Consider the following 15,791-nt stretch of genomic DNA (forward strand, 5'->3'; position numbering starts at 1 on the left):
TCCTTCATCTCGTTGGAGATGGTGGACAGCGTCTTTTCGTCGGCTTTGCGGATGATCGGTGTGATCAGCCCGCCGGGGATCGACACGGCAACGCCGACATCGGCGTGCCTGTGCTTGACCATGGCGCTTTCGGTCCACGAGGCATTGGCATCGGGCACCGCCTTCAGCGCCATCGCCATCGCCTTGATNACCATATCGTTGACCGACAGCTTNTAGGCCGGAGCATCACCCTTGTCGGTCTTCTTCACCGGGGCTGCCGCATTGATCTGCGTGCGCAGCGCCAGCAGCGCATCGAGCTCGCAGTCGAGCGTCAGGTAGAAATGCGGAATGGTGGTCTTGGCCTCGACCAGGCGGCGCGCAATGGTCTTGCGCATATTGTCATGCGGGACGAGGTCGTAGGAGCCCTGTTCGAACAGTTTCAGCACCTGATCGTCCGACATCGCCTTCACCGCAGGGGCAGCGGCAGCCGGAGCCACTGGTGCGCCAGCGGGCGCTGCCCTGGCGGCAGGCTTTGCGCCGCCACCGGCAATGGCCGCGTCGACATCGGCCCTCACCACCCGGCCATACGGGCCGGTGCCAGATACGGTCGAGAGGTTCAGGCCGGCCTCACGGGCCAGGCGTCGGGCAAGCGGTGTTGCACGGCCGGCCGATGGCGATTGGCCGATCTCCCCCCTTGTGGGGGAGATGCCAAGTGGCGGCAAAGAGGGCAGGGCAGAGGGGTGCGTGACAGAATGAGACGTTGGCGCGACAGCGCCCCCCTCTGTCGACTTCGTCGACATCTCCCCCACGGGTGGGGAGATTGGCGCCTTGTCCTGCTTGGCCGCAGCAGCATCAGCCCCATAGGCCTCACCGTCGGCATAGATCCACGCCACGGCAGCGCCGACCGCAATATCGACACCCTCTTTGCCGGTGACATCGCGCAGGACGCCGCTGGCCGGCGCATCGATTTCCATCGCCGCCTTGTCGGTCTCGATCTCGAACAGCACATCGCCCTTCTTGACGTGCGCGCCCTCCTCGGCAAACCAGCGCGAGATCTGTCCGGTCGCCATGTCCATGTCGACCTTGGGAAGAATGACTTCGGTCGGCATGGGCTAGCGGACCCCTTTCACGAGGTCGCGCGCGGCGGTGATGATGTCCGGAATTTGCGGCACCGTCGCCTTCTCGAGTTCCGGATTGTAGGGGATCGGCGTTTCGGCGCCGCCCAGCCGCACGATCGGCGCGTCGAGATAGTCGAACGCTTCGCTCTCGGCGATCATGGCGCTGACCTCGGCGCCGATGCCCAGCGTCTTGACCGCTTCGTAGACGCATAGCAGCCGCGACGTCTTCTTGACGCTGTCGATGACGGTCTGCTTGTCCATCGGCCGGATGGTCCGGAGATCGACGACTTCGACGTCGATGCCTTCGCTCTCCAGCACGGCCGCCGCGTCGAGCGCCTTCTGCACCATGATCGAGGTGGCGACGATGGTGAGATCCCGGCCCTCGCGGCGGATATCGGCCTTGCCGATCGGCACGGTGTAATAGCCTTCGGGCACCGGGCCCTTCATCTTGTAGAGCAGCTTGTGCTCGAAGATCATGACCGGATCGGGATCGGCGACCGCCGCCAAAAGCATGCCCTTGGCATCATAGGGGGTCGCCGGCTGGATGACTTTCAGACCCGGCACATGGCCGAGCCAGGCTTCGAGGCTCTGGCTGTGCTGAGCCGCCGCACCGGTGCCGGAACCGGCGGGAAAGCGCATCACCACGGGAACCGAAACCTCGCCGCCCAGCATGAAGCGCATCTTGGCCGCCTGGTTGACGATCTGCTCCATGGCAAGCGTGGCGAAATCGGAAAACTGGAACTCGAAGATCGGCCGCATGCCGGTGAGGGCAGCGCCCACCGCGACGCCCGCGCCGCCCAGTTCCGAAATCGGCGTGTCGATGACGCGGTCAGCGCCGTAACGTTCGACCAGGTCGCCGGTGACCTGGAAGGCGCCGCCATAGACGCCGATATCCTCGCCCATCAGGAAAACGCGTTCGTCCATGTCCATGGCGATCGCCATGGCTTCCTGGATCGCCTGGGCGTAGCTCAGTTCACGCACCATCGCGTCCATCACGCCTGCTCCGTATACACGTAATTTCCCGTCTCGCTGATATCGGGCGAAGGGCTCGCCTTGGCGAACTCGATGCCCTCGGCGATCTCTTGCGCCACGGCATCGCGAATGGCCTCGATGCCCTTGTCGTCGATGAAGCCGAATTCCCTGAGCTCGCTTTCGAACAGGGTGATCGGATCGCGGTTCGACATCCAGTCCTCGATCTCTTCCTTGGTGCGATAGCGGTTGCGGTCGCTCTTGGAATGGCCGCGATGGCGGTAGGTCTTGGACTCGATCAGCGTCGGCCCCTCGCCGGCGCGGGCTCGGGCAACAGCCTGATGAGACGCCTCGGCGACCTCGGAGAAGATGTTGCCGTTGACGATGACGCCCGGCATCGAATAGGCGGCGGCGCGCTCGGCGATGTTCTTGACCGCGGTCGAGCGGGCTGTCGATGTCGACATGCCATAGCCATTGTTCTCGCAGACGAAAATGACAGGCAGCTTCCAGACCGCCGCCATGTTGAGCGCCTCGTGGAAAGCGCCTTCATTGTTGGCGCCATCGCCGAAGAAGGAGACCACGACCTTGCCGGTCTTCATCATCTTGGAGGACAATGCCGCCCCGACGGCGATCGGAATACCGCCACCGACGATGCCATTGGCGCCGAGATTGCCCTTGCCGACATCGGCGATGTGCATCGAGCCGCCACGGCCCTTGCAGTAGCCTGTGGTCTTGCCGAAGAACTCGGCGAACATGCGCTTGACCTCGGCGCCCTTGGCAATGCAGTGGCCGTGACCGCGATGCGTCGAGGTGATCTGGTCATCCTCGGCAAGCGGCATGCAGATGCCCATGGCGCTGGCTTCCTGGCCGATCGACAAATGCATGGTGCCGTGGATGAGGCCGCGCGTGTAGCACTCCTCCGCGCCCTCTTCGAAGCGGCGGATCAGGTACATCTTGTGGAGCACCTGCTTGAGCTGCTCGGCGCTGTACTGGCGGTAGACGAAGGGCAGATTGGCGCGACTGTTAGTGACGGCTTTGCTGGCTGTGGCCATGATCACGCTCCCACGGTCCCATAGACGAGCTTGTCCTGGCGAGCGCGCAGTTCGGCGATCTTGGAGCCCGCCGCGGGCGCTGCATTCGCATAGGTTATGAGTTCACCCTTCTTGATCGGCGCGGTGACCGAGCCGCCCTGCAGCAGGCCGCAGGGAATGGCCTTGGCGGCGCGCGCCTCGGGCGTCGTCATGATCCAGGCGCGGTAGCAATATTCGCCGATCGCATCGAGCTTCTCGCCGGGCTTCATGTCCTTCTTGGCCACGGCGGCGACTTCGGCCACCGGCTTGGCCAGCGGCACCATGTCGGCCTTGCCGTAGAGTACGACGCGCGCGCAGGTCAGCGGCACTTCGAGCGAGGTCAGGTGATAGGGACGATGGAAAGTGAAATACGGGCCTTTGCCCATCTTCAGATCTTCCATGCGCTCGGAGATGCGCGGATGCGACATGTCGGCAACGACGAAGACGCCGGGCGCGACACCCTTGCCGATCGAATAGTCGACGACGCCGACCTTCGACAGAACGCCGCCATCCTTCTGCGGCACCAGCACCTTGGACAGTTCGCCAAGCGTCGCCGCCGGGCCATGCATGCCAGCCTTGTCTGGAACCAGGCCCGTGGCATTGGCGATTGCCGCCATCTCGACCATGGTCTTGGAGCCGTCGACGAATTCGACCAGCATGCGGACATTCATGTGCCGGCGCTTGGCTTCCTCCTCATAGTCCGGGGGAATGGCGTCGATGTTGAGCGGATTGTTCTTGCCCTTGCCGGCGGCAACGATCGGGTGACCCATGGCCGAGACGAACTCGATCAGCTCCATGCAGGAGGACGGCTCATCGCCGGCGCCCAGTGAATAGGTGACGCCGAGCCGGTCGGCCTCGCTTTTCAGATAGGCGCCGATGGTGACGTCGGCCTCGACATTCATCATCACCAGATGCTTGCCATGCTCCATGGCGCGCAGCCCGATCTCGGCGCCAACGGCGGGAACCCCGGTGGCATCGATGACGACGTCGATCAGATCATTGTTGATGACAAGGTCGGCGTCGTTGGTGACCGCGACCTTGCCGGCTTCCATCGCCGACGTCATAGCCGAAGCATTCGACACTTCGCGCGCATGCCCGGTTTCCTGGAAAGCGATATCGACGGCCTTGCTGGCAGCCGGCAGGTTCAGTTCGGAAATGGCGCCGATCTCGATGCCCGACATATGGGCGACACGAGTGACGATGTCGGTTCCCATCTCGCCCGAGCCGATCAGGCCGATGCGGATAGGCTTGCCCGACTTTGCGCGTTCCTCGAGATCGCGGGCAAGACCCGTCAACGAAACATTGGAAGCCATACCGCTCGTTCCTCCCATAATGCAGGCTTGTTCGATTGCCTGACGCGTATTGAACATCTGTATTTCTGTCAAGACTAATGTCCATATTCCCGTGCTTTTTGGACACTTTCACCGTAGTCCGGCGGGACGAGAAAGAGGCTGGGAAACCCGATGCCGCGCAGTCGCCGTCAGTGCGCGGATGGGCATCGGTTGGGATCGTTCAGCTCAGCAACGGCGCAGCCTGTTGCGTTGCCGTGCAATAGGCCGGCACATGCGACTGGCGGCATCTTGGCCCTCGCGGGAAGTCTTGCTCAGTGTCCCGCGAAGCCTGCCGGAGACGGGCAACCCGCCGCGTCGATCGGAAAATCATGGAAATGCACGACCACGCCATCCGCATCGATTAAGATCACGGCATAGCCGGGTGCTTTTCTGCCAGCGCCCAGCGGCACCAGCAGGCAAACGGAACGCTTGGATTACCCTCTACTGTGCCGTCCAGCCGCCATCCATCGGCAAGGTGGTGCCGGTGACCTGCCTGGCCGCGTCCGAACACAGGAACAGCGTCAGCGCGGCGAGCTCGTCGACGGTGACGAATTCCTTGGTCGGCTGGGCGGCGAGCAGCACATCGTGCTTGACCTGTTCCTCGGTCATGCCGCGCGCCTTCATCGTGTCGGGAATCTGCCTTTCGACCAGCGGCGTCCAGACATAGCCCGGCGCGATCGCATTGACGGTGACGCCGTCGAGCGCTGCTTCGAGCGCTACCGTCTTGGTGAGGCCCGCAATGCCGTGCTTGGCCGACACATAGGCCGACTTGAACGGCGAGGCGACCAGCGCATGCGCCGAGGCGGTGTTGATGATACGGCCCCATTTGCGCGTCTTCATGCCCGGCAGTGCCGCCTTGATGGCGTAGAACGCGGCGAGCAGATTGATGCGGATGATGGCTTCCCACTTGTCATCGGGAAACTCCTCGATCGGCGCGACATGCTGGATGCCGGCATTGTTGACCAGGATATCGAGACTGCCGAAGGCAGCCTCGGCCTCACGCACCATGGCGCTGACCGCCGCGCCATCCATCATGTTGGCACCGGAATAGCGGCACTTGACGCCGAAATCCCTCTCGATGCCGGTGCGCTCCTGCTCGATGGCAGCCGCATCGCCAAGGCCGTTGATGGTGACATTGGCGCCTTCGGCGGCAAAGGCGCGGGCGATGGCCAGGCCGATGCCGCTGGTCGAGCCGGTGACGAGGGCGTTCTTCGAAGACAGGAAACCCATGATGATCTCGCAAGAGGTGGGAGGGAACGAACGGGGCCGCCTTTGTGCGCCGCACCATGACAGTGCCATAGCCATATGTCGGTGCGATTACAGGGTTGAGACGGCCGTCGACAGGCCTCTTGGGCGGCTGTCAGGCGGCTGACACGGCACTGTCATGGTGCCGTGCAACATAATCCGGAGCGCATTCGCGCAGTCATTCCTGAACCAAAATGGGGCTACAGCCTTGCAGATCGCCGATGTCGTGAAGCGCGCCTATGCGATGCCGCTGACCAACCCCTCCTTTCCGCCCGGGCCGTACCGTTTCTTCAACCGCGAATACGTCATCATCACCTACCGCACGACGCGCGAGGCGCTAGAGGCTGTCGTGCCGGAGCCGCTGGAGATCGACGAGCCGCTGGTCAAATACGAATTCATCCGCATGCCTGACTCGACCGGTTTCGGCGACTACACCGAGACCGGCCAGGTCATCCCGGTGCGCTACAAGGGCCAGCACGGCGCCTACGTCCATTCGATGTATCTCGACGACGACGCGCCGATCGCCGGCGGCCGCGAACTGTGGGGCTTTCCCAAGAAGCTTGCCAATCCGAAGATCGTGCATGAAGGCGAGGTCATCGTCGGCACGCTGCACTATGGCAGCGTTCTGTGCGCCACCGGCACGATGGGCTACAAGCACAAGGAAGCCGATCACGGCTCTGTCCTCGCTTCGCTGGCCGCGCCCAATTTCCTGATCAAGATCGTCCCGCATGTCGACGGCACGCCGCGCATCTGCGAACTGGTCCGCTACCACCTCACCGACATCACGCTGAAGGAAGCCTGGACCGCGCCCGCCGCACTCGATTTGCGGCCGCACGTCATGGCCGACGTGGCGCGGCTGCCGGTGCTCGACATCGTGTCCGCTGTCCACTTCACCGCCGACCTGACGCTTGGGCTGGGCGAAGTGGTTCACGATTATCTCGCCGACCGCACCTGAGCTGCACAAGCCTTTCAGAGCCCAAACAGAAGTCGGAGACCAAAGCCGTGCTCGAACGCAATCGCAACAAGGAGGCCACCGCCACCATCGCGGAGATCTCGGCGCAGTATGACCGCGTCGCGCTGGTGTTTCAGGGAGGCGGCGCGCTCGGCGCCTACCAGGCTGGGGTGTACCAGGCATTGGCAGAGGCCGGCTGCGAGCCGAGCTGGCTTTCCGGCGTGTCGATCGGCGCCATCAATGCGGCGATCATCGCCGGCAATGAATCGAGCCGCCGGCTGCAGCGCCTCGAGCAATTCTGGCAGACGATTTCGGGTCGCAAGATCTGGGCCTATACGCCAGAAGGCGACATCTACCGTGATATCCGCAATCGCACCAGTTCGTGGATGACCATGGTCATGGGGCAGCCGGGCTTCTTCAAGCCGCGCAATCCTAACCCCTGGATGGAGCAGCCCGGCGCCGAGGGCGCCACCAGCTTCTACGACACGGCCGAGCTGAAGGAGACGCTGCAAAGCCTGATCGACTTCGACATCCTCAACGACGGCAAGAAGCGGTTGAGCGTCGGCGCGGTCAACGTCCGGACCGGCAACTTCGTCTATTTCGACACCGACAAGGTCCGCATCGAACCGGAGCACATCATGGCCAGCGGCGCGCTGCCGCCGGCGTTCCCGTCGATCCGCATCGAAGGCGAATATTACTGGGACGGCGGCATCGTCTCCAACACGCCGCTGCAATATCTGCTCGACCAGGAAGAGGACCGTTCCTCGCTGGTTTTCCAGGTCGACCTGTTCAGCGCGCGAGGCGTCCTGCCGCGCAGCATGCCGGACGTGCTGTCGCGCCATAAGGACATCATGTATTCGAGCCGCACACGGCAAAACACTGACAATTTCAAACGCATCCACGGTCTCAAGATGCGCCTGCTCGATGCACTGAAACGGGTGCCGAAGGAGTTGCGGACGCCGGCCGAGGAAGCGCTGATCGAGGACTATTCGGACGCCGGCACCGTCAACATCGTGCACCTGATCTATCAGCACAAAGGCTATGAGGGTCACGCCAAGGACTATGAGTTCTCAGGCACCTCGATGCGCGAGCATTGGGAGACAGGGTTGGAGGACACGCAGCGCACCTTGCGCCATCGTGAGTGGCTGACGATGCCGACCAATGTCGACGGTGTCGCCATCCATGACCTGCATCGCGAAGACCCGACGTAGCCAGGCCGGGTATGCCCAACGGTTCAGCGTTGTTGACCAGGATTCCTTTGAACGGCCATCGCCGACGCTCGAGATTGGCCGACGCCTCCAAACTTCGTCATCCCTGGGCGAAGCAGGAGCGAAGCTCCGTCGCGGAGACCCTGGGATCCATGCCGTGATCTTTGCCACGGAGTGCAGCGGAGCAGAATTCTGCACCGCGGCAACGCTCAGGAGTCGCGGCATGGATCCTATGGTCTGCGCCGCGTCGCTTCGCTCCTTGCTCCGCCACAGGATGACGAAGCGAAAGGCGTTTCGGCCAATTTCCTAGGCATGTTCCACGTCAACAGAAACGAATACGTCTTCGCCCCTTGAACGCAGTGCTCACTTAAAGAAAAAAGGCAGCGCCGGTCACCCGGCGCTGCCTTTTCTTTGGACGCTTATACGCTCGGCTCAGAACACCTGGCGGAAGATGATGAACAGCACGAAGGCCAGCGTGATCGAGCACGGCAGCGTCAGCACCCAGGCAAGCAGCAGATTGCGCACCGTCGCCCATTGCAGCCCCGAACCGTTCGCCGCCATCGTTCCGGCAACGCCCGACGACAGCACATGAGTCGTCGACACCGGCAGTCCCAGCCGATCGGCCATGCCGATGGTCACCATCGCCACGAGTTCGGCCGCCGCACCCTGGCCGTAGGTCAGATGGCTCTTGCCGATCTTCTCGCCGACCGTGACGACGATGCGTTTCCAGCCGACCATGGTGCCGAGGCCGAGCGCCAGCGCGACGGCGACCTTCACCCAGATCGGGATGAACTTCGTCGCGTTGTCGACGGCCTTGTGATAGTCGGTGACCGCTTTCAGATCGGCCGCCTCCATCGGCAGCAATTGCTTCTTGTCGATCAGCTTGAGCGCTTCGCCGATCAAATAGATGTCGTTGCGGGCGTTGCTGACCAGATCGGTCGGCACCGTCTCGACCGAGGCATAGGGCTGCAGGCCAGCCGTCGTGTTGTGGATGTAGGTCTGCAGCGCAACCGTCGTCTGGTCGTTCCAGGTCCTGGTGCGCACGGCATCCTGGACGGCGGCCTTGGCATCGGTGACGGTGACCCCGGGCTTGGCATATTTGCCCAGCGCCGTTTCGACGCTGACCGAGGCAGACTTGTAGGCTTCGAGATAGTTGATGTCGGGGGTGCGGTTCAGCGCATAGGCCGTCGGCACGACGCCGATCAGGATCAGCATGATCAGGCCCATGCCCTTCTGTCCGTCATTGGAGCCATGCGCAAAGCTGACGCCGGTGCAGGTGAAGATGAGCAGGCCACGGATCCACCATGGCGGCGGCGTGTTGCCCTTCGGCGCCTCGTAGAGCGCCGGATTGCGCACCAGCAGCTTCATTACATAGAGCAGGATCGCCGCGGCGAAGAAGCCGATGATCGGCGACACCAGCAGGGTGACGCCGACATTGGTCGCCTGCGACCAGTCGACGCCGCTGGTGGCGCTGCCGGCGGGCGCCATGAACTGGTTGGCAAGGCCGACGCCGATGATCGAACCGACCATCGTGTGCGAGCTCGACGCCGGCAGTCCGAGGAACCAGGTGCCGAGATTCCACAGGATCGCCGCCACAAGCAGCGCGAACACCATGGCGAAGCCCGAGGACGAGCCGACCTGCAGGATCAGCTCGACCGGCAGCAGCGACAGGATGCCGAAAGCGACCGCGCCGCTGGAGGTGAGAACCCCCAGGAAATTGAAGGCGCCCGACCACATGACGGCGAATTCGGCCGGCATCGAGCGCGTGTAGATAACCGTCGCCACTGCATTGGCGGTGTCATGGAAGCCGTTGACGAACTCGAAGCCGAGCGCGATCAGCAAGGCGATGCCAAGCAGGATCCACGGCACAGTCTTGGCCACCGCAAGATCCTGGCTGAGCGCGTAGCCGACATAGGCGATGCCGACGAGCACCAGCACGCCGAAGGCCGGCAGGAACCACTTCGCGCTGCCCGATTGATCCAGCGGATGATCCGGTCTCGGAATGCCCGCCTCGCTAGAAACTATGTCCACCATGTCCCACTCCAGATGCATTGCAGCAAAGAACTGGGAAGACGCTATGTCCGCACGATGAACCCTGTGTGACGCCGGCGAACGCCGCGTTCACGAACAGGCCCGCCGAAAAGCGGGTGGGCGGCGCCTATTTGGCAATCTCGAGCAGCGACGATACCAACAACTGGCGCTCGTCTTTCGACAGGACATCCGAATCGAAGAGGTTCATGCTGCGCAATCCCTCGATGGCGAGATAGCAGATCAACAGCGATTTGAGATCCGGCGTCTCGCCCTTCAGCCGCTCGAAAAGCTGCCGCTTGAAGGTCTTTATCGGCATCATGAAATCGGGATCCTCGGCGATGGCCGAGAAGATCCAGGACGCCGACGGCTGCTTTTCCTCGCAATCATTGGCCGACAGCCTGATGTAGACGGCCAGGGGATTTTCGTCTTTGTCATTTGTGCTGGCGGCTTCCAGCGCGTGCTCGAACTCGCGCAGATAGCCTTCGACCAAACCTTGCATCAATTTGGCCTTGGTCGGGAAATTGTAGAGGAGCCCTCCCTTCGACACGCCGGCACGGCTGGCGACGGCATCCAGCGACAGGCTGCCTGGTCCGGATTCCCGGGCAACATCAGCCGCCGCGGCGAGAATCTTCTCGCGCGAATTCGGTCTTTGGGCTCTCATGGTGCCTCCCATCGCAAGCTTAGGCCCAATTGACAAGACCGTCCAGACGGTACAGGAAGACCGCCATTATTTGAAATCGGGACCCGCAGTCGGTATGTGTCCCGATATCCGCGCTTCGCGCCGGATTTCGACTGAGGGGACTTCCTTGTTCAAGCGCATACTCCGTATCTTTATCATTGTTCTGGTTCTGGCCCTGCTCGTCGTCGTGGTCGGCGGCATCGTCGGCTTCAACTTCCTGCGCGACAACGGCATCAAGCAGTACTTCGCATCGATGAAGCCGCCGGCGGCAACCGTTTCGACGACCATCGCCAAGCCTTCGGCCTGGACGCCAGGCGTCGAGGCGATCGGCACGGTCAAGGCGGTGCGCGGTGTCGACCTGACGGTCGAGACTACCGGTATCGTCAAGGACATCCTTTTCCATGCCAACCAGAAGGTGGCGGACAATGCGGTTCTGCTGCAACTCGATGACGCCGTCGAGCGCGCCGACCTCGATGCACAGAAGGCGCAGGCCGCGCTAGACCAGACCTCACTTGCCCGCGCCATCGAACTGACCAGGCGTGGCGTTGGCTCCGACTCGACGCTGGACACGGCGCGTGCGGCGGCCTCGGCCTCGGCATCCCAAGTCACCAAGCTGCAGGCCGTGCTCGACCAGAAGCAGCTGACGGCGCCTTTCGGCGGCACAGTGGGTATCCCGAAGATCGATGTCGGCCAGTATCTGGCGCCCGGCACCGCGGTGGTGACATTGCAGGACCTCGACACGATGCGGGTCGATTTCACGGTTCCCGAACAGCAACTCGCCTTGCTCAAGATCGGCCAGACGATTCGATTGGGCTTTGGCGGCGAGGACAGGCCATTCGCAGGCGCCATTCGTGGCATAGACCCGAAGATCGACTCGTCCAGCCGGCTGGTGAACATCCGGGCGGAAGTCGCCAATCCCGATGGCAAGCTGACCCCCGGCCAGTTCGTGCAGGTGCGTGTCGAGCTGCCCGAAGAGCAGAACGTGCTGACCCTGCCGCAGACGGCGCTGACGACAAGTCTCTATGGCGACTACATCTTCGTGGTGCAGCCAGCCAAGCCCGCCGAGACAGCGCCAGCTGCCAAGCCGGAGGAAAAACCCGCTGCGCCGGCAGCCGACAAATCGGCTGACGCCAAGCCTGCGGACACCCAGCCGGCCGATGCCATGAAGCCGGCGGCTGATGCAGCCAAGCCTGCCGCCGATGCGGCAAAGCCAACTGATAAGGCTGCCGATGGGGCCAAGCCGGCGGCGGAAGGTGACAAGCCCGCGCTCGTGCTGTCGCAGGTGTTCGTCAAGCCCGGCCGCCGCAATCAAGGCATGGTCGAGATCGTCGAGGGGCTGAAGGCCGGCGACGAGGTCGTCACCGCCGGTCAGAACCGCCTCTTCAACGGCATGTCCGTCGTTGTGGACAACACCATCGACCCGACCAAATCGGCGAACAAGCAGGCCGGCCAGCAATGAGCTTTTCAGATCTCTTCATTCGCCGGCCTGTTCTTTCGACGGTCCTTGCTTGCATGATCCTGCTCCTGGGTTTCCAGGGCATCTTCAACCTGTCGATCCGGCAGTATCCGAAGGTCGATGAAACGGCCATCACGATCACCACGGCCTATCCAGGCGCCAGCGCCGATCTGATCCAGGGCTTCATTTCCGCCCCGATCGCCCGCGCCGTCGCCTCGACCGAAAACATCGACTACGTCACCTCGTCCAGCCGCCCGTCCTCCAGCACCGTGACGGTGCAGATGAAGCTCGGCTCGAACCCCGACGTCGCGCTGACCGAAGTTCTGTCCAAGGTCCAGGGCGTGCGCGGCACTTTGCCGGACGCGTCGAAGGACCCTGTCATCGTCAAGGGCACCGGCCAGCAGTTCGCGATGATGTACATCTCGATGCAGAATCCGAACATGACGAAGGAGCAGCTGACGGAGTATATCGAGCGCGTCATCAGACCGCGCATGTCGACGGTCGAAGGCGTCGCCGACGTGCAGATCTTCGGCGCCCAGGAATACTCGATGCGCGTCTGGATCGATCCGGTCAAACTTGCGGCGCGCGGCGTGACCGCCTCCGAACTGCTGACGGCGATCAACAATTCCAACTTCCTGTCGGCGCCCGGCAACACCCAGAACGAGTATGTCGTCTCCTCGATCACGGTGCGCTCGACATTGCAGACGCCGGAGGCATTCGCCGAGCTGCCGCTGCGCTCGACCGACGGCAATGTGGTGCGGTTGCGCGACGTGGCTCGCGTCGAACTCGCCGCCGAGAACACCGACACCAGGGTCTCGTTCAACGGTAAGCCAGGCACCTTCCTCGCCATCTTCCCGACGCCGGCGGCCAATCCGCTGACCACGGCGGCTGCGCTCACCAAGCTGGTGCCGCAGATTCAGGAGACACTGCCGAAAGGCATGACGATCGAGGTCGTCTACGACGCGACCGGGCAGATCAGCGCCTCGATTGAAGAGGTGTTCAAGACCATCGGCGAGGCGGTTGCCATCGTCGTCGTCGTCATCCTTCTGTTCCTTGGCTCCTTCCGGTCGGTGATGATGCCGATCATCACCATCCCGTTGTCGCTGATCGGCGTCTGCTTCCTTTTGTTCGCGGTTGGCTACTCGATCAACCTTCTGTCGCTGCTGGCCATGGTGCTGGCGATCGGCCTGGTCGTCGACGACGCCATCGTGGTGGTGGAGAACATCCACCGTCACATGGAAGAAGATCACATGTCGCCGATGCAGGCTGCGTTCAGCGGTATGCGCGAAATCGCATCAGCCATCGTTGCCATGACCATGACGCTGGCCGCCGTGTTCGCACCGCTGGCATTTACCGGCGGCCTAACCGGCGCGCTGTTCCGTGAATTCGCGGTCACGCTCGCCGGCTCGGTGGTGCTGTCGGGTGTCATCGCCATCACCATCACCCCGATGATGTCGGCACGCCTCTTGAAGTCCGGCACGCCGGGCCGTTTCCAGCGCATTGTCGACGGCACCTTCGCGCGCGTCGAGCATGTCTATGAACGCGCCGTCACCGGATCGCTGAACTATCGCCCGTTGACGCTGATCATCGTGCTTGCGCTTGTCGGCGTCACCGGCTTCATGTTCACCAAGACCTCGAGCGAACTTGCGCCGGAAGAGGACCAGGGCTTTCTGCTCTCGATTGTGACGGCGCCGCGTTATGCGACGTCCGATTACACCGAGACATACGTCAACCAGATCCTCGGCCTGGTGAAGGATATTCCCGAAACACGGGCGCAGTTCTCGGCCGTCGCCTTCGGCGGCACGACAAACAGCGCCTTCGTCGGCTATGCCTTCAAGGACTGGGCGGAACGCAAGCGCAATTCGAAGGAACTGCAGGCTGACATTACGGCCCGTATCGCCAAAGTGGCCGGTGTCGAGGCCTTCGTCTTCGCACCGCCGACGCTGCCGGGCTCCGGCGGCGGCCTGCCCATTTCCATGGTGGTGCGATCGACCGGCGCTTCCTCGGAAGTGTACGAGGTGGCCGAGCAGATCAAGAACAAGGCGCAGGCCTCCGGCCGCTTCATCGTCGTGCAGAATTCGATGGCTTATGACGCACCGGAGGTGACGGTGACCATCGACCGCGACCGCGCCGCCGCGCTGAACCTGCCGATCGCCGATATCGGCCGCACGCTGACCTTGCTGGTCGGCGGCGCCGAAGTGGCGCAGTTCGACCGCGATTCCAACAGCTACGACATCATCCCGCAGGTGCCGCAGGAGTTTCGCGACGACCCCGACAAGCTCGGCGAATACTTCGTGCGCAGCGTGACCGGCGAGATGGTGCCGCTATCGGCGGTGGTCAAGATTTCGACCAATGCGGCGCCGGCGGCAATCGAGCAGTTCAACCAGCTGAATTCGTCGACGATTTCGGCGCTTCCGCTGCCCGGCGTCACCACCGGCGACGGGCTGAAGGCGCTGGAGGACATCGCCAAGGAGAGCCTGCCCGACACGTTCTTCATCGATTATTCCGGTCAATCGCGACAGGAAAAGGAACAGGGCAACACCATCCTGATCGCTTTCGCGGCCGCAGTTGTCGTCATCTATCTGGTGCTGGCGGCGCAGTTTGAAAGCTTCCGTGATCCGCTGATCATCATGATGGCGNTGCCGTTGTCGATCTTCGGCGCGATCGTGCCGCTCAATCTGGGCCTCGGCACGCTCAACATCTACACGCAGGTCGGCCTGATCACACTGATCGGTCTGATAACCAAGCACGGCATCCTGCTGGTCGAGTTCGCCAACCAGCAGCGTGAAAAGCATGGCATGCGGCGGCGCGATGCCATCATCGCCTCGGCCAAGGTGCGCCTGCGGCCGATCCTGATGACGACGGCGGCGATGGCGCTCGGCGTTGTGCCGCTGATCACGTCCAGCGGCGCTGGTGCCGCGGCCCGCTATTCGATGGGCCTGGTCATCTTCACCGGCATCCTGGTCGGCACCATGTTCACGCTCTTCGTCGTGCCCATGTTCTACACCTTCATCGCCAGCAAGGACCTGCCTCATCTGGCGGAGAAGCCGGACCCCAAGCTGATGCCGGCACTGCCGAGCTAGGACGGTCGAGGGAGTCCCGCCCAGAAATGCGCGGGGCAGATTGATGGAAACAAAAGAAAAGAGGCCGGGAAATTCCCGGCCTCTTTTCTTTTTGGCTGGGCTCGATACCGCCGGTTTGAACTGTACGCAATACCGCAGCGTTTCCGGAGGGAGCTTTGAGGCGCGGCAGCATGCTGCCACGCCACCGTTTCCAGCCTGCTACTTGACGATGACGATGCTGGTGTTGGTCGCCCCGAAGGTTTCGACGAGCTGGTAGAAATCGGCGGCGTTGTCGGGGTGCAGCCGCACGCAGCCATGCGAAGCCGGCTGGCCGAGGCGCTTGATCGCATAGGTCGCGTGCACCGCATAGCCGCCGCTGAAGAAGACCGAGTGCGGCATCGGGGCGTTGTCGTATTTCTTCGAATACCACATTTCATGCATGCGGGTCGGCTTGAACGAGCCGGTCGGCGTCACATGGGCCCGGTCGCCGGTGGAGACTTTCCAGGCGAAGGTCGGCCGGCCGTCGACGGAGACTTCCATGATCTGCTGCGAAAGCGAAACGCGCGCCACGATCTTGTTGGCGGCATGCGCGGCGCCCGAGCCGAACAGCAGTGCGGCACCCGTCAGCGCGGCGGCGGCGATGTTGATGAGCTTGGCGGAAATGGCGGTATGCATGAAGAAAATCCCCTCT

The 15,791-nt window shown here is 62.8% G+C and carries 12 protein-coding genes; 4 read left to right on the top strand and 8 right to left on the bottom strand.

Translation table 11 applies throughout. The annotated features are described in order from the left end of the window. From M729_RS0124140 to M729_RS0124160, 5 genes are all read right to left on the bottom strand, one after another. On the bottom strand, positions 1 to 1,088 hold a 1,088-nt coding region (locus M729_RS0124140), incomplete at its 3' end, for a dihydrolipoamide acetyltransferase family protein (protein ID WP_027163139.1). A gap of 3 nt (positions 1,089 to 1,091) precedes the next feature. Next, on the bottom strand, positions 1,092 to 2,090 hold the full coding sequence (locus M729_RS0124145; RefSeq protein ID WP_027163140.1) for an alpha-ketoacid dehydrogenase subunit beta: 999 nt from the start codon (positions 2,088 to 2,090) through the stop codon (positions 1,092 to 1,094). Continuing rightward, the gene (locus M729_RS0124150; RefSeq protein WP_027163141.1) at positions 2,090 to 3,118 is read right to left on the bottom strand and encodes a thiamine pyrophosphate-dependent dehydrogenase E1 component subunit alpha; all 1,029 of its coding nucleotides are present in this window, start codon (positions 3,116 to 3,118) and stop codon (positions 2,090 to 2,092) included. Before M729_RS0124150 ends, M729_RS0124145 begins: the two co-directional genes overlap by 1 nt. Positions 3,119 to 3,120: 2 nt before the next feature. Beyond that, complete coding sequence (locus M729_RS0124155) at positions 3,121 to 4,449, bottom strand: NAD(P)H-dependent oxidoreductase (RefSeq protein ID WP_024503031.1); 1,329 nt, start codon at positions 4,447 to 4,449, stop codon at positions 3,121 to 3,123. Between the two features lie 459 nt (positions 4,450 to 4,908). Further along, on the bottom strand, positions 4,909 to 5,697 hold the full coding sequence (locus tag M729_RS0124160; RefSeq protein ID WP_027163142.1) for a 3-hydroxybutyrate dehydrogenase: 789 nt from the start codon (positions 5,695 to 5,697) through the stop codon (positions 4,909 to 4,911). Between the two features lie 223 nt (positions 5,698 to 5,920). On the opposite strand from M729_RS0124160, the gene M729_RS0124165 reads away from it, so the two are divergent. Next, on the top strand, positions 5,921 to 6,667 hold the full coding sequence (locus tag M729_RS0124165; RefSeq protein WP_027163143.1) for an acetoacetate decarboxylase: 747 nt from the start codon (positions 5,921 to 5,923) through the stop codon (positions 6,665 to 6,667). A 47-nt stretch (positions 6,668 to 6,714) separates the two neighbouring features. Further along, complete coding sequence (locus tag M729_RS0124170; protein ID WP_024503027.1) at positions 6,715 to 7,875, top strand: patatin-like phospholipase family protein; 1,161 nt, start codon at positions 6,715 to 6,717, stop codon at positions 7,873 to 7,875. Between the two features lie 429 nt (positions 7,876 to 8,304). On the opposite strand, the gene M729_RS0124175 is transcribed toward M729_RS0124170, so the two are convergent. Next, complete coding sequence (locus M729_RS0124175; protein ID WP_013529309.1) at positions 8,305 to 9,906, bottom strand: inorganic phosphate transporter; 1,602 nt, start codon at positions 9,904 to 9,906, stop codon at positions 8,305 to 8,307. Between the two features lie 124 nt (positions 9,907 to 10,030). Further along, entirely contained in the window at positions 10,031 to 10,564 is a 534-nt protein-coding gene (locus M729_RS0124180; protein ID WP_024503025.1) for a TetR/AcrR family transcriptional regulator, read from the bottom strand. 145 nt (positions 10,565 to 10,709) lie between these two features. Between M729_RS0124180 and M729_RS0124185 the strand changes: the two genes are divergently transcribed. Further along, positions 10,710 to 12,041: an efflux RND transporter periplasmic adaptor subunit gene (locus M729_RS0124185; RefSeq protein ID WP_027163144.1), complete on the top strand. Its 1,332-nt coding sequence runs from the start codon at positions 10,710 to 10,712 to the stop codon at positions 12,039 to 12,041. Further along, complete coding sequence (locus tag M729_RS0124190; RefSeq protein WP_027163145.1) at positions 12,038 to 15,121, top strand: efflux RND transporter permease subunit; 3,084 nt, start codon at positions 12,038 to 12,040, stop codon at positions 15,119 to 15,121. Before M729_RS0124185 ends, M729_RS0124190 begins: the two co-directional genes overlap by 4 nt. 198 nt (positions 15,122 to 15,319) lie before the next feature. Here the strand turns inward: M729_RS0124190 and M729_RS0124195 are convergent, their stop codons facing one another. Next, complete coding sequence (locus M729_RS0124195) at positions 15,320 to 15,775, bottom strand: L,D-transpeptidase (RefSeq protein ID WP_013529305.1); 456 nt, start codon at positions 15,773 to 15,775, stop codon at positions 15,320 to 15,322. Positions 15,776 to 15,791: the final 16 nt, after the last annotated feature.

Origin of the sequence: Mesorhizobium sp. WSM1293 (assembly GCF_000513875.1) — a bacterium.
In the GTDB taxonomy this organism is placed as follows: domain Bacteria; phylum Pseudomonadota; class Alphaproteobacteria; order Rhizobiales; family Rhizobiaceae; genus Mesorhizobium; species Mesorhizobium ciceri.